This window comes from Sphingomonas sp. FW306-1B-B10E (genome assembly GCF_058782005.1).
In genome coordinates this window covers 14,752-27,562 of sequence record NZ_JBYSXG010000029.1, presented here as the reverse complement: position 1 = coordinate 27,562, position 12,811 = coordinate 14,752, and the positions used below count along the sequence as shown (strand labels likewise).

The window sequence follows — 12,811 nt, the reverse complement described above, 5'->3', positions numbered from 1 at the left end:
CGATGAGGAACATTTCCCTGAACCACCGCCTCCTCTCCGCGACGCTCGCCGCGTCGATCCTAGCCCTGCCGGCCGTGGCGCAGACCAGCGGCGCGGGCGCGCCTGCTGCCGCCGCTGCCGCGCCGGCGCCCGACGGCTATCGCCTCGGCCCGGATGATGAGGTCAAGATCGCGATCTACGGCCAGCCCGACCTTTCCGTGACGACGCGGGTCAAGGCCGACGGGACGATCCGGCTGGCGATGCTCGGCGCGGTCGACGTCCGCGGCAAGACCACTGCCGAGCTCGCCGACGCCATCGCCGCGGGCTATGCCAAGGGCGGGTATCTCGAGCGGCCGTCGGTCAATGTCGAGGTGTCGCAGTTCGTCAGCCGCTTCGTCACCGTGCTCGGCAACGTGCCGCAAGCGGGCAATTACCCGCTCGACCGGCCGTACAGCGTCGCGGCGATGCTCGCCAAGGCGGGCGGCGCGAACGCGACCGGCGCCAATGCCGTAATCCTAACGCCCGCCGACGGCAGCGGCCCGGTGCGCATCTCGCTTGCCGACATGAATTCGGGCGCCGGCCGCACGCTCGCGCCCGGGGACATCCTGTTCGTGCCCCCGGCCGAGAAGGTCTATGTCTACGGCCAGGTCCAGGGGCCCGGCGCGTTCAACTACGTTCCCGGCCAGACCTTCCGCCAGGCGCTCGCGCTCGCCGGCGGTCCGACGTTGGCCGGCTCGACCAAGCGCATCAAGGTGCGCCGCGCCGGCAAGGAAATCGAAGGCGTCAATCTCGACGATCAGGTCCAGCCCGAAGACGTGCTGGTGATCCGCGAGAAGCTGTTTTGAATAGCGCCTATAATCGGAGACACGGCATGCGCTGGAGCGAGCGAGTGCAGCATTGGCTGCGGGGGCTGCTGGGCGGAGACGCCGGCGGCAGGCGGATTCCCGAGCGGCTGGATTATGTCGCGGAGTTCGAGGAGCCGGTGGCGGCGATCGCGCCCGGACGCGCCGCGGCCGCGCAGCCGAACATCGCTCTGCGGCGCAACGCCGTGTTCGCAGCGTTCAACACCGCGGTGCCGGTCAGCGACCGTCACGGCCTCGCCGGACGCAAGAAGGAACTCGCCCGGCTGGTCGACGCGGTGGTCAAGCAGCGCAAGCACGCGCTGGTCTATGGCGCGCGCGGATCGGGCAAGACCTCGCTGGCGCGCGTGTTCGGCGACCTTGCCGACGAAGCGGGCTGCGTCGCGCTCTATGGCTCGGCAAGCGAGGGCGCCGATATCGACGGGCTGTTCCGTCCGTTTCTCGACGAACTGCCGCTCCAGCGCGGCATCGCCGAGACAATCCCGTCGGATCGCCCGCTCGGCGTCCAGCAGCTCGCCAACCTCTTCGTCCAGGGCGTGACTCAGCGCACCCTGCTGATCGTCGACGAGTTCGACCGCGTCACCACCGAACGTACGCGCCATGAAGTCGCGTCGCTGCTCAAGCTGCTGACCGACATGCATTCGACGGTGCAGATCGTGCTGGTCGGCATCGCCGGCAATGTCGACGGCCTGCTCGCGGCGCATCCGTCGCTGCGGCGGCATCTGTTTGCCCAGCCGGTCGCGCCGATCGAGCGCGACGAGCTGGCGGGCTTGCTGCGGCTCTGCGCGCAGCAGGCGGGGCTGGCGTTCGAGGAGGATGCGGTCCAGGCGATCGTCTCGGCGGCGATCGGCTCGCCTTATCATGCGCGCGTATTCGGGATGCACGCGGCGCTGATCGCGGAAGCCGCGGGGAGCGATCGCATCGGCCTTGCCGACGCACAGAAGGGCCTTGCCGAGGCACTCGCCGAATGGCGCGACCTCACGCCGGAGATCTGCACCGTGTTCGAGCGCGCGCTCGACCAGGCTGGTGCGCTGCGCGGGATGATCGCGCTGGCGGGCGTGCTCGCTGCGCATTCGCCGGTGCTCACCTTCGAGCGGATGACCGCGGCGGGTACCGACCTGTTCGGTGACGAGATCGGCGGCGCTGCCGCGGTCGACCGGACGATCGGGCTGATCGCGCCGGCGCTGAGCGAGGACGGCATGCCCGGCGAGCTCCAGTTCACCGATTCGCTGTCGCCGCAATTCCTCGTGCTGATGGCCAATGGCGCCACATCGCGTTCGCGCGAAACCGCAAGGCAGGCGCGCGACACGCTCGACGCGCGCGAACTTCTCCAGGGAGTGGGGCTATGACGATCAAGCCAGCCGATCTGATCGAGGCGCTCAAGGCGCGGTGGCTGCTGATCGCGGCGATCGCAGGCGTGCTGTTCGCGATCATCGCGGGGATCGCATTGATGCAGCCGCGCCAATATCTGGCGAGCTCGTCGCTGCTCCTCGATCTGTCGCAGACCGATCCCACCGATAGCGGCCAGCAGCAGCAGGCGCGGGTCGAGACCGATTCGGTGGTCGCCACCCAGCTTGATCTGATCAAGAGCGCCAAGGTGATCAACCTGGTCGCCCAGCGCGCAGGCTTCGTCGATGCGACCCCGGCTGATCTTCCCGCCGAGGCGCGGCTGCAGCAAGCGGCGGCGCGGGTTCGCGCAGGGCTCAATGTCGTCACCGGACGGCAGAGCAACGTGCTGCAGATCCAGTATCTCGATCCGGATCCGGCGGTCGCCGCGCGCGTCGCCAACCTCGCCGCGCAGATTTACATGCGCGAACAGGTCGCGCTGCGGGCATCGACCGCGCAGGGATCGGCGCAATGGTTCGAGGCGCGCACCGCCGATGTCCGCCGCCGTTACGAAGTCGCGCAGAAGAAGCTGTCCGACTTCCAGCGCGCGCACGACATCATCGGGATGAACCGGATGGATCTCGAGGCCGAGAAACTCAAGAACCTCTCGGCCTATCTCACCCAGGCGCAGGCCGATGCTGCTGCGGCGCATTCCAAGTCGGGATCGGCCGCGGTGCCGGAGGTGGCGACCGCGCTGGTCGTCCAGAACATCCAGGAAGCGATCGCCACCCAGGCCGCCAAGGTCGCCGAGCTCGGCAAGTCGCTCGGGCCAAACCATCCGCAGATGGTCGCCGCCCGCGCGCAGCTGAGCGAGCTTCAGGGCAGTCTGCGCGAGGCGCGGGCCAGCCAGGCCACGGCCATGACCGCGAACAGCAGCGCGGCGAGCCGCCGCGAGGGCGAGCTTCGCGCCGAGATGGCGGCGCAGGAGGATCGCATGATCCGCATGTCGGGCGTGCAGGACCAGCTCATGGTCATGCAGCGCGACGTCGAAGCGGCGCGCCAGACCTATGACACCGTCCGCCAGCGCTTCAACGAAGCCGCGCTCAAGAGTCAGATCTCGCAGCCCAATGCGAGCCTGCTCGACGAGGCGAGCGTGCCGCTGTTCCCGGCGCGGCCGAACCTGCCCTTGTGGTTCGTCGCCGGCCTGGCGCTCGGGCTGCTCGTCGGCATCGCAGTGGTCGTGCTCGGCGAGATCCTCCGTCCACGCGTCCGCACGGCGAACGGGCTCGCGGCGGCGACCGAAGTCGAAGTGATCGCCGATCTTTCCCCCAAATCCCGGGCCGTCGAAGGCCTGTTCATGCCACGTCAGGAGGCTGCATGAGGCTCCGTTCCACTGCGGGTGCGAACCCGCTGCTCGCCGACGCGACCTTTCACGCCGCGGGGGACGCCGAGACATCGGCGCCGAGCGGGCTCGGCCTGCTGACCGCGGGGGACGAACGCGTCGATCCGCTGGTCACCGCGGCGTTCGACGCCGACGATCCCTATGTCGCCAAGGTGCGCAAGGTCCGCGCCAAGCTGCTCGCCACGGCGCGCGAGGCGCGTGGCGCCGACGGGCGGCTGCGGCTCGCCTTGCTGTCGCTCCAGGGCGGTGACGAGGCCTCGATCCTCGCCGCCAATCTCGGCGCGGTGATGGCGCAGATGGACGGGCCGACGATCCTCGTCGACGCGGATATCGAGCGACCCTCGCTCGACCGGCTGCTGCGCCAGCCCAACCGTATCGGTCTCGCCGAGCAACTGGGCGGGATGGCGCTGCGCCTCCCGGTGCTCCAGACCGCGATCGACCGGCTGTGGCTAATGCCCGCCGGCCAGGCAGCGGGTGGTGCCGCGACTTTGGTCGAAAAGGGCTCGCTCGCCGAGGCGGCCAAGGGCTGGAACCTGCCCGAGGCCAATCTGCTCGCCTATCTGGCGGAGCGTCCGCGCGGCGGCACCGCCTTCGGCAACATCCTCGAGAAGTTCGACGCGGTCGTGCTCGTTACCCGCCGCGGCGTTACCCCCGTGTCCGAGGTGCGCCGCGTGGTCGACGATCTCGACCGGCATCACATCCCGATCGCCGGCTCGGTGGTCAGCTGAGGAGCGCGGACATGCACGGAAACGCAATCGAGCTGGCGCTCGGCGGCAGCACCGGCGAGGGGCATTCGGAGAGCGTCAACGTCGGCGGCGTGCCGGTGTCGACGCTGTCGCTCAAGGCGCTGATCGACAAGATGCTACGCGACGCGCCGCTGCGGCTCGCTGCGGGGCAGGCGCCGTGGCTGGTGTTCGACTGCAATGGCCACGGTTTGTCGCTCAACGCCACCGACAAGGCGTTCGCGAAGGATCTGGCGCAAGCCGATCTGATCCACGCCGACGGCCAGGTGATCGTCAAGGCGTCGCACTGGGTCGGCGGCCCGGCGATCGCCGACCGCTCGAGCACCACCGACATGTTCATCGACAGCCTTCCCGGCGCCGCGGCCGCCAAGGTGCGCTATTATCTGCTCGGCGGTACCGAGCAGGTGAACAAGGATTGCGCCGATAAGATCTGCGCCGACACGCCTGGGCTCGAACTCGCCGGGCGCCGCAACGGCTTCTGGAAGGCCGAGGAAGAAGACGCGGTGATCGACGCGATCAACGCCGCCGCGCCCGACGTCCTCTGGGTCGGCACCGGCAAGCCGCGCGAGCAGGCGTTCTGCGTGCGCAATCGCGACCGGATCAAGGCGGGCTGGATCGTCACTTGCGGCGGCCTGTTCAACTACATCACCGGCGATTACCCGCGCGCGCCGCAATGGATGCAGGATGCCGGGCTCGAATGGCTTCACCGCATGGCGACCAATCCGCGCCACCTCGCCTGGCGCTACCTCACCACCAATCCGCATGCGATGTACCTGATCTGGAAGCACCGGAATGGCTGAGGCGCCTGCCATGGCTCCTGAACGCAAGCCGCTCCGCGCCACGCTGGCGCGGTTCGGACTGGCGAGCATGTCCTCGGCCGCGGTGTCGGTCAGCCATTTGCTCGTCCAATTGGTCTCGGTGCGCCGGCTCGAGGCGAGCGAGATCGGTACGCTCGCTTTCCTGCTGGTGATCATCCAGTTCGGCTACAGCCTGTCCAACGCTTTGGTCTCGACGCCCTATGCGATCGCGGTCAATCAGCGCGAGGACGGCGCCGAAGACGGTTTCGACTTCTTCTTTCCCGTGAACTTGCTGCTCGCGCTCTCGCAAGGGTTGCTCTGCGCCGCGATCGGCTGGGTGATGGTGGGGCCCTGGGCCGCCGCCGCATTCGGGCTGACGGGTGTGTTCTCGCTGGTGCGCTGGTTCGGCCGTGCCAATGCCTATGCCCATCATACGCCGGGCGGCGCGGCGGTATCCGACGTCGTCTATGCGGTCCTCGTCGTCGCCGGCGTGGGTGCGACGTTCGCATTCGACGCGCGGATCGAATTGTTCGGCGCGGTGCTGGCCTTTGCAGGCATGATCGCGTTGATCCCATTCGGTGCAGCCTTTCTCGCGCGCCACCGCCCGGCCGGGCTCGGCCGCGCGCTCAAGCGTTACGCGCCGGTGTGGAAGCGCCAATCGGCCTGGACGCTGATCGGGGTGATCACCACCGAGGCGACCTCGAACGCGCACAGCTACATCGTCACTCTATTCGCCGGGCCGGCGGCATTCGCGCCGATCGCGGTCGGCATGCTGTTCTTCCGCCCGGTCAATGTCTGCATCACGGCGCTGACCCAGCTCGAACGCCCGCGCATGGCGCGCGCGGTAGGGCAGGGCAACGACCGCGCCGCGCGCGGATCGGCGCGCGCCTTCATGGGCGCGCTCGTCGTGATCTGGGTGCTGACCGCAGGCACGGCGGCCGGGATTCTCTGGCTGTTCCCGCACGTGATCATCAAGCCGACCTTGTCGGTGCCGACGGTGATGATCGCGGTCGCCTTGTGCGCCGCCTTGTCGCTGGTCCAGTGCCTTCAGGCGCCGATGAGCGTGCTCACCCAGGCGCGCGGCGCGTTCAAGCCGCTCGCCGCGACCAGCGTGCGCAGCTGCTTCGTCGGCGTCGCCGCGGTGGTCGCGATCACCTTGCTCGCGCCCTCGGTCTATACGATCGCCGGCGTGGTGCTCGCGCAGCTCGTCATGATGCTCGGCATCTGGCGGCTCGACCGTCTTGCGCGGCGCGAGATGGCCGAATGAGCCTCGCGCTTCCCTGGCATCGCGGGCGCGTGCCTGCGCGCAATGCCGGCACCACGGGGCGCAGCCGCACCGTGGCCGACCGCGCCGAGGCGCTGATCCCGGTCGCGCAGTTCGTCTATTACGTCTTCCTGATGATGATCTTCATCGGGCAGCAGCCCTTCTCGTCGCGCAACCAGGAACAGTTGGTCGCGATGGCGGCGAACAATGACGGGTCGGACGTCTACAAGCAGGCCTTCTTCATCGGCTTCGCCTTGCTGCTCACCCTGCTCGAGCTGAACCGCCGCTACGCGCCGCAATATCGCTTCACTTACTGGCCGCTGCTGGTGATGCTCGCCTGGTTCCTGATCAGCTGCACCTGGGGCGTCGACCCGTTCGTGTCGTTCAAGCGCGCGATGCAGCAGGTGATCGTGATCTACATCACCTTCCTGTCGCTCGCCTTGCTCGGGCCCGAGCGGATCTACCGCACCCTGGTGGCGGCGCTGGTGACTTCGCTGCTGATCTGCTGGATCTCGCTGCCGCTGACCCCCAATGCGGTTCACCCGCCGACCGAGAGCGACAAGGCGCTGATCGGCGCGTGGCGCGGTTTCTTCTTCCACAAGAACATCGCCGGCGCCGTGATGGCGCTGACCTTCGTGGTCACTGCGCATGCCTTCTTCACTTCGCGAAAGTGGTATTATGCGCTGTTCTCGGTGATGGCGTTCGTCTTCGTCGTCGGCACCAAGAGCAAGACCTCGCTCGCGCTCTGCTTCGCGATCCTCGCGGTGAGCTCGATCTACCGGTTGCTCAGCCAGTCGGTCGCCAAGCGCGCGGTGTTGCTGCTGCTCGTCGGGGTCGGCATGCTGCTGTTCCTGGCGCTCTACATCGCCTTCCAGCCGACCATCGAGCGGCTGTTCGCGGATCCGACCGCATTCACCGGGCGCGTGTCGATCTGGAAGGTCGCGATCGATTACCTGGCCGATCATCCCTATCTCGGCTCGGGCTTCGGCGGCTTCTGGCAGGTCGGCGACCTCTCGCCCGCGCACGATTATCTCAACCAGCAATTTCAATTGCTCACCGCCCACTCGCACAACGGCTATCTCGAGATCCTCGTCACGACCGGTCCAGTCGGGCTGCTGCTGCTGCTGGTCTCGTTCGTCGTGCTGCCGGCTTATTGGTTCCTGACCGGCACGACCAAGGCGAATGCCATGCTGATGGCGAGTGCCTTCGCGATCTGGAGCTTCGTGCTCTACCAGAACCTGCTCGAGACCTCGTTCTTCGACAAGGACCGCCAGGTCTGGGTGATCTTCCTGTCGTCGCTCGCGATTGCGCACGCCTCGTTCAAGTCGGTCGATCGCCCGCGCTGGCATCGCCGCACGCCTGTTTTGGCCCCGGGAGGTGCCGCATGACCGAAATCGCCATCTGCATCGCCACGCGCCAGCGCCCCCAGGGCATCACCCGCACTCTGCGCTCGCTCGCCGAACTGGTCACCGAGCGCGAGGTGACGGTGATCGTCGCCGACAATGACGGCGTGAAGCGCGAAGGTGTCGCCGCGGTCGAGGCGCTGCGCGCAGGCGGCTATCGCTGGCCGCTCGAAGTGCTCACCGTGCCCGAGCCCGGTATTCCTCAGGTTCGCAACGCGCTGGTCCAGGCCGCATTGCGCCTGCCCGGCATCGCTTTCGTCGCGATGCTCGACGATGACGAGGCCGCCGATCCGCACTGGCTCCACGCGATGCTCGCCTGCCAGGCGGCGACGCGCGCCGATGTCGTCGGCGGCGCCGTGCTGCGCGAGATGGAGGGCGAGATCGCCCCCTGGGCCGCGCGCCACCCCTTGCTCCAGCCCAAGTCGCGCGGCGCCTCGGGCGTGGTCGAGCTGATCGACAGTACCGCCAACGTGCTGATCGACGCGGAGGCACTCCGCGCGCTCGGCGACAAGCCGTTCGACGAGGCGATGGCGCTCACCGGCGGCTCGGACAAGCAGCTCTTCACGCGGATGCAGCGGGCAGGGCGGCGCTTCGCCTGGGCCGAGGACGCGCGCGTCACCGAACTGATCCCGGCGAGCCGCATCACGTCCAAATGGCTGCTGATGCGCGGCTACCGGATCGGGATGACCGACACGATCACTGCGATGGCGCACAGCACGCGGCTCAAGGTCGCCACTGCCGAGGCCGCACGCATCGCCGGAGGGTTCGTCGTCGGCGCATTCGGCGCGCTCACGCCCGATCGCGGCAAGCGCATCGTCCGACTGGGCAAGCTCTATCGCGCGGCGGGCAAGGTCGCCGCGCTCACCGGCCATCGCTACGAGGAATATCGCAAGGTGCACGGCGCATGATGAACGACACCGGCCAGCCCACCTTCTCGGTGGTGATCCCGCTCTACAACCGCGCCGACGTGGTCACGACGACGATCCGCTCGGTGCTCGCCCAGGATTTCGGCGACTTCGAGATCATCGTGGTCGACGACGGGTCTAAGGACGATCCCGAGCCGGTGGTGCGCGCGATTGCCGATCCGCGGATCCGCTATGTCCGACAAGACAATGCCGGCGGCGGCGCGGCGCGCAACCGCGGCATCGAGGAGGCGCGCGGACGCTACATCGCCTTTCTCGATTCGGACGACCAGTTCCTGCCGGGCAAGCTGTCGATCATGGCGGCAGCCTTGCCCGACACCGACGATACCGTGCTCTATTCCCAAATGAAGGTCGATCGCGGCGTCGACCGCTATTGGGTCCGCCCCGAGCGCGGCATCCGCGAGGACGAGGACGTCGGCGAATATCTGTTCTGCGCCAATCAGTTCATGCAGACTTCGACGCTGGTCGTGCCGACCGCGCTCGCCAAGCAGGTGCGCTTCGATCCGGCGCTCAAGAAGGGGCAGGACCTCGACTTCGCCGTCCGGCTCCAGGTCGCCGGCGGGCGCTTCCGGATGATCGAGCAGCCGCTGACGATCTGGCTCGACGCGAGCGAGGTCGGCCGCACTTCCTATGTCCGCGGCTACGAGACTTCGCTCGACTGGCTCGACCGCTGCGGGCATCTGCTCACCAACCGCGCGCGCCACGGCTATCGCGCGACCGTGCTCGCCTATCACATGGCGCCGGTGCGCCCAGTCGCGGCGCTGCCCGAGCTCGTCCGCGGGCTGTTCTATGGCAAGGTGCCGGCGCGCATCCTGGCGCGCCAACTGCTGCGCTCGTATTTGCCCAAGTCCTTCTACCGCTCGCTGGTCAACCAGTTCGTCCAGCGCTTCGGCAAGGCCGAAGCGCTCGCCGGCAAGGCGGGCAAGTGAATGGCGCCGGATAACCCCTCCGGCGAGGTTCCGGCGGAGGGTCCGCTGTTCACCGTCGTCATTCCGACGTTCAATCGCCGCGACGCTGTGGTCGAGGCGGTGCGCTCGGCGCTCGCCCAGGACGTCCGCGACCTCGAGGTCATCGTCGTCGACGACGGCTCGACCGACGGCACCGCCAGCGCGGTCGCGGCGATCGGGGACGAGCGGATCCACGTCATCGTCCAGCCTAATGCCGGCGCCGCGGCGGCACGCAATCGCGGGATCGATTATGCGCGCGGCCGCTACGTCGCGTTCCTCGATTCGGACGATCGTTTCCTCGACGACCATCTCGCTGACCTGCTGCCGCTGCTCGCGCAGGGCGACGACGTCGTCGCCTATTGCCGGGTGGTGGTCGATCGCGGATCGGGGCGGCACTTCCTCAAGCCGCACCGCGAGATGCTCAGCGGCGAGACCGTCGACCGCTATCTGATGTGCGAGCGCGGCTTCATCCAGACGAGCAGCATCGCGCTGCGACGTACGCTGGCGGACAAGGTGCGCTACCGCGAGGATGTCGGGTTCGGCGACGATACCGATTTCGCAGTGCGGCTGTCGCTGGCCGGCGCGCGCTTCCTGATGGCCCAGCGCGCGACGGTGCTGTGGGCCGATCGCAAGACCGAGAACCGGCTGTCCCAAGTCCGCGCCAATATCGGCAACCTCGCCTGGCTCAAGGATCTGCGCCCGCATATCTCGGCGCGGGCCTATTCGGCTTATATGGGCTGGCACGCCGCCAAGAGCGTCTGGCCGACCAGCCGTCGCACCGCGCTGCGCTATTATTTCGACGCGCTTCGGCACGGCGCGTTCCGGCCGAGGGTCGCCGCGATCGTGCTATTGCAAATCATTATCCCTGATAATCATTATCGAAAAGCCGCGGATCGATGGATCGCCTTGACCAGCCGGGTGCGGGGCGCCCGGATATGAAGCGCCGCGCCTTCATCGCGGGCGCGGCAGCGGCGTGCAGCGTGCCCTTGGTGAGCAGCGCGGTGCCGTTCGTGCCGCCGCGACCCAGCTTTCGCGGGCCCGGGCTCGATGCCCGGGCGCGGCGCAGCGGCCGGCGCTTCGGCTGCGCGATCAAGTCGAGCCAGCTTGTCAAGGATCCAGCCTTCACCGCCGCGGTGCTGCGCGAGGCGGGGACGATCGTCCAGGAATATGAGCTCAAGCGGCACGTCACCCAACCTGCCCCGGGCAAATATGATTTCAGCGGCAACGACAAATTGATCGACTTCGCGCAGCAGCACGGACTTGCCGCGCGCGGTCATACGCTGGTCTGGTACGCGATGAACCCGCCTTGGCTGCAGGCGGCGCTTCCCAAGGCGGCGGCGCGCGCGAAAGAGGGGCTGCTCACCGGTTATATCGACACCGCGATGCGCCGCTATGCGGGGCGGATCGGCGAGTGGGATGTGGTCAACGAGCCCGTCGAGCCCAAGGAAGGCCGCGCCGACGGGCTGCGCGCCGACAACATCTGGGGCCAGGCGTTCGGCGAGAACTATATCGACATCGCCTTCCACACTGCTCGCGAGGCCGATCCGCGCGCTCGGCTGTTCCTCACCGACTTCGGACTCGAACATGCGTCACGGCGCTGCGCGGCGCGGCGCACCGCGATTCTCAAGCTGCTCGAACGCGCACTTGCCCGCCGCGTGCCGATCGACGCACTCGGCATCCAGGGACATTTGAAGCCGTTTTGCGAGCCGTTCGACGAACGCACCTTCGCCGGCTTTCTCGACGAGATCCGCGGCATGGGGCTGAGGATCGCGATCACCGAGATGGATATAGCCGATCGCGGCGGGCCGCAGGAAGTCGAACCGCGCGACGCGCAGGTCGCCGCTGTCGGCAAGGCGTTCCTCGACGTCGCGCTCGACAACCCGGCAACCAGTTCGGTGCTGAGCTGGGGGCTGTCCGATCGCTATTCGTGGCTGTCGACCTATCCCGACTATCGCTGGCCCGACGGCAAGCCTGCGCGCGGGCTGCCGCTCGACAGCGACCTGCAACGCAAACGCCTCTGGGCATCGATAGCGGCGGCGTTCGACGCTGCGCCGCCCGCACGCAAAGGAGTCCGGACATGAGGATCGCGCCACTCACCGGGCTGCGCGGCATCGCCGCGATCGCGGTGCTGCTTTACCATATTCCGCATTCCCCCGCCTTCGCGGCGTTTCATCTGACCTTGTTCTCGCGCGCCTATCTCGCGGTCGATTTGTTCTTCGTCCTCTCCGGCTTCGTGATCTCGATCGGCTATTATGAGCGCGTCGTGAAGCGGCCGAGCGCGGCGAGCTATGGCGATTTCCTGCTCAATCGCATGGCGCGCGTCTGGCCACTCCATTTCGTCGTCGCCTTGGTGTTCGCCGCGCGGATCCTGCTCAATGTCTCGGGCGACCAGCCGGTTGCGCTGACTCCGCTCAACATCGCCACCAATGTGCTGATGATCCAGAGTTGGGGCTGGGGGACGCAGGCGCTCGCCGGCAACAGCTGGTCGGTGAGCACCGAACTCGTCGCCTATCTGGCGTATCCGCTGGTCGCGCTGATCGCCTTTTCGCGGCTCGCCTGGCTCCAGGCGGTCGGCGCGGCGGCACTGCTCGTGCTCGTCGCGACGCTCGGCCACGGGTCGAAGGGGCCGCTCGACGTCAATGACGGCGACACCATCCTGCCGGTGCTGCGCTGCCTCGCGGGCTTCTCGCTCGGCGTGATCGCCTATCGGCTGGTCCGCCATCCCAGGCTCGAACAGCTGCTGGGCGGCGAGCACGGCTTTATCGGCAGCTGCGTGCTGCTCGTCGCGGCCTTCCTGATCCCCGGCGGCGATGTGATCGTGGCGCTGGCCTTCGTGCCGCTGGTAATGGCCTGCTATTATAACGGCCATACCGCGCGCGCGCTGCTCGCCAATCCCGTGGCGTTCCATCTCGGGCTGATCAGCTATTCGATCTATCTCTGGCATCCGCTGGTCCGCGACATCTTCGCGCGGGTGATGGGGATCGCGCATCGCCACCATATCATCGGCTATGACTGGGCGTTCGTACTCGCGCTTCTCGTCGCGACCTGGCTGATCTGCTGGGCGAGCTATCTGCTGATCGAAGTGCCCGGGCATCGCGCGATCAAGAAGCTCGAGCGCCGCTTCGTGCCGCGGCCGCCTCTGCCCTTCCAGCAAGCGGCCGAGTGAG

Annotated in this window: 12 protein-coding genes; all 12 read left to right on the top strand. The window is 67.8% G+C overall.

The features are described 5' to 3' along the window. Positions 1–2 precede the first annotated feature (2 nt). Genes AC3WJI_RS12490 through AC3WJI_RS12435 form a run of 12 tightly spaced genes read left to right on the top strand, consistent with a single transcriptional unit; the run spans position 3 to position 12,810 of the window. Positions 3–824, top strand: a complete 822-nt coding sequence (locus AC3WJI_RS12490; RefSeq protein ID WP_492757601.1) for a polysaccharide biosynthesis/export family protein — start codon at positions 3–5, stop codon at positions 822–824. 26 nt (positions 825–850) lie between these two features. Continuing rightward, complete coding sequence (locus AC3WJI_RS12485) at positions 851–2,188, top strand: nSTAND1 domain-containing NTPase (RefSeq protein ID WP_492757600.1); 1,338 nt, start codon at positions 851–853, stop codon at positions 2,186–2,188. Then, positions 2,185–3,546, top strand: coding sequence for a GNVR domain-containing protein (locus AC3WJI_RS12480; RefSeq protein WP_492757599.1), 1,362 nt, complete (start codon positions 2,185–2,187; stop codon positions 3,544–3,546). The genes AC3WJI_RS12485 and AC3WJI_RS12480 overlap by 4 nt, the downstream gene beginning before the upstream one ends. Beyond that, positions 3,543–4,295, top strand: coding sequence for a P-loop NTPase family protein (locus AC3WJI_RS12475; protein WP_492757598.1), 753 nt, complete (start codon positions 3,543–3,545; stop codon positions 4,293–4,295). The genes AC3WJI_RS12480 and AC3WJI_RS12475 overlap by 4 nt, the downstream gene beginning before the upstream one ends. A gap of 11 nt (positions 4,296–4,306) precedes the next feature. Further along, positions 4,307–5,110 (top strand): WecB/TagA/CpsF family glycosyltransferase, encoded by an 804-nt coding sequence (locus AC3WJI_RS12470; RefSeq protein WP_492757597.1) that lies wholly within the window; start codon positions 4,307–4,309, stop codon positions 5,108–5,110. Positions 5,111–5,120: 10 nt separating this feature from the next. Continuing rightward, on the top strand, positions 5,121–6,374 hold the full coding sequence (locus AC3WJI_RS12465; RefSeq protein ID WP_492757596.1) for a polysaccharide biosynthesis protein: 1,254 nt from the start codon (positions 5,121–5,123) through the stop codon (positions 6,372–6,374). After that, positions 6,371–7,759, top strand: coding sequence for an O-antigen ligase family protein (locus tag AC3WJI_RS12460; protein WP_492757595.1), 1,389 nt, complete (start codon positions 6,371–6,373; stop codon positions 7,757–7,759). Before AC3WJI_RS12465 ends, AC3WJI_RS12460 begins: the two co-directional genes overlap by 4 nt. After that, a complete protein-coding gene (locus AC3WJI_RS12455) occupies positions 7,756–8,682 on the top strand; it encodes a glycosyltransferase family 2 protein (protein ID WP_492757594.1) in 927 nt (308 codons plus the stop codon). The genes AC3WJI_RS12460 and AC3WJI_RS12455 overlap by 4 nt, the downstream gene beginning before the upstream one ends. Further along, on the top strand, positions 8,679–9,626 hold the full coding sequence (locus AC3WJI_RS12450) for a glycosyltransferase family 2 protein (protein WP_492757593.1): 948 nt from the start codon (positions 8,679–8,681) through the stop codon (positions 9,624–9,626). The genes AC3WJI_RS12455 and AC3WJI_RS12450 overlap by 4 nt, the downstream gene beginning before the upstream one ends. Next, positions 9,627–10,583: a glycosyltransferase family 2 protein gene (locus AC3WJI_RS12445; RefSeq protein ID WP_492757592.1), complete on the top strand. Its 957-nt coding sequence runs from the start codon at positions 9,627–9,629 to the stop codon at positions 10,581–10,583. Beyond that, entirely contained in the window at positions 10,580–11,725 is a 1,146-nt protein-coding gene (locus AC3WJI_RS12440; protein WP_492757591.1) for an endo-1,4-beta-xylanase, read from the top strand. The genes AC3WJI_RS12445 and AC3WJI_RS12440 overlap by 4 nt, the downstream gene beginning before the upstream one ends. Beyond that, positions 11,722–12,810 (top strand): acyltransferase family protein, encoded by a 1,089-nt coding sequence (locus AC3WJI_RS12435; RefSeq protein WP_492757590.1) that lies wholly within the window; start codon positions 11,722–11,724, stop codon positions 12,808–12,810. The genes AC3WJI_RS12440 and AC3WJI_RS12435 overlap by 4 nt, the downstream gene beginning before the upstream one ends. Position 12,811 lies beyond the last annotated feature (1 nt).